Here is a 1721-nt window from a genome sequence, read left to right on the forward strand (position 1 = left end):
AGGCGGCCCAGCACGCCGGAGTCGACCCAGCGACCGCGGCCGAGGCGCGTGAGGCGCCCCGCGGCAGCCAGGCGCCCGAGGGGCTCGCCGACAAGGGCCGGGCCCAGGCCGAGGGCGGCGGCAACGTCCTCCTCGGCGAAGGCCACGTTGGTGCGCGCGAAGCGGGCGACGAGGGCGTCGAGGGGGCTCTCGACCGCCGGCGACGCGGCAGGCGCGGGGCCAGGGGCGCCAGCAGCGAGCGGGGCGGACTGGGCGAGCGCCCAATCGGGCGCGGAAACGCCGAGGGCCTCGCGGAGGCGCCAGGCGTCGCCGGCAGCCGCCCAGCGCTCGACGCCGCCGATGAGGGCGGGATACGCGCGGCGCTCGCCCTCGAGCTCGCGCAGAAGCGCGTGGGCGAAGCCGGGCGTGGCGCACGCGGCTTCGAAGGCCGCCTGGCGGACTGCGGGATCAGGGGGCGCCCCTGCGGCCTCCCCATCAGCCCCGCGGCAGGATGCGGCCCCCGCATCGGAGGGGAAGGCGCCTGAAAGCCGGGAGCTCGGCGCGGAACGCGGACACGGCGCCTCGGGAGCCGCCGCATCGCCCGCACGGGCAGGCCCGCCCGTGGCGCCCTCCGCCGTTTCGCGGGAGACGGCGTCAAGACGGGCCGCCCGGGGCGGGACGAGGCGGCGGGCGACCTGCTCGACGGTGAGGGGGCCCAGATCGCGCAGGAGATCGGCCAGGCCCTCCTTGCCGCGGGCGCGGCGAGCGGGCGCCGTGCGCTGGAGCTCGGCGGCCACCTGGGCCGTCACCTCGGGATCGAGCACGTCCTCGACCGAGCCGCCGCCGAGCAGCTCGCCCAGAAGCTCCGGGTCAACCGCGAGCAGCGACGCCTGGCGCTCGGCATGGGGCAGGTCGCCCTCGTAGAGATGCTCCCCCAGGTAGCCGAAGACGAGCGGCGCGGCGAAGGGCGAGGGCACCGTCGTGCGCGCCTCGGCCATCCTCACCGTGCCAGCCGCTATCGCCGTCATGACCTCGCGTAGGGCCGGCAGGTCGAAGACATCCGCCAGGCACTCGCGCGCAGCCTCCGCGATGAGGGGGAAGCCCGGCTCGCGCCGCGCGGCCTCCAGGATCTGCCCGCCGCGAAGACGCTGCTGCCAGAGCGGGGCGCGACGACCCGGAGCCGCCGGCGCCATGAGGAGTGCGCGGGCCGCGCACTCGCGGAAGCGCGCGGCAAAGAGCGCAGTGGTCGCCACCGACTCGCGGACGACGGCCTCCAGCTCGTCGGGATCGAAGCAGAACAGCTCCGCGCCGGGCAGCGCCGCCTCGGTGAGCGGGATGCGCACGATGATGCCGTCGTCAGCCGCGCTCGCCTGGCAGTCGAAGCCGAGCGTCGCGCGGACGCGCTCGGCCACGGCAAGCGCCCAGGGCTCGTGGACGCGGCGGCCGAACGGCGAGTGCAGGATGACGCGCCACTCCCCCGTCTCGTCCTCGCAGCGCTCCACGACGAGCAGGCGGTCGGTAGGGACGGCACCGGTCGCCTGGCGCTGAGCGTCGACGAGCGCGGCGAAGTTGCGGCGCGCGTCCTCGTCGAGCCCGGCTGCGGCCAGGCGACGGTCGAAGGCATCATCGAAGGCGGGCTCGCCGCCCGCTTCCGCCGGCGCGTCGCCCTGGCCATCGGCGGCGCCTCCCTCCCCGCCGCGCAGCGCGCCCTCGGCCGCGCGCAGGAGGGCCCCGCGGGCGCG

The 1721-nt window shown here is 77.5% G+C and carries 1 pseudogene; it reads right to left on the reverse strand.

Annotation, left to right across the window (positions count from 1 at the left end):
- Nucleotides 1-1721: pseudogene (locus D1643_RS10910) on the reverse strand (ATP-dependent helicase); the annotation flags it as partial.

The organism is Enterorhabdus sp. P55, assembly GCF_009911695.1.
In the GTDB taxonomy this organism is placed as follows: Bacteria; Actinomycetota; Coriobacteriia; order Coriobacteriales; family Eggerthellaceae; genus Enterorhabdus.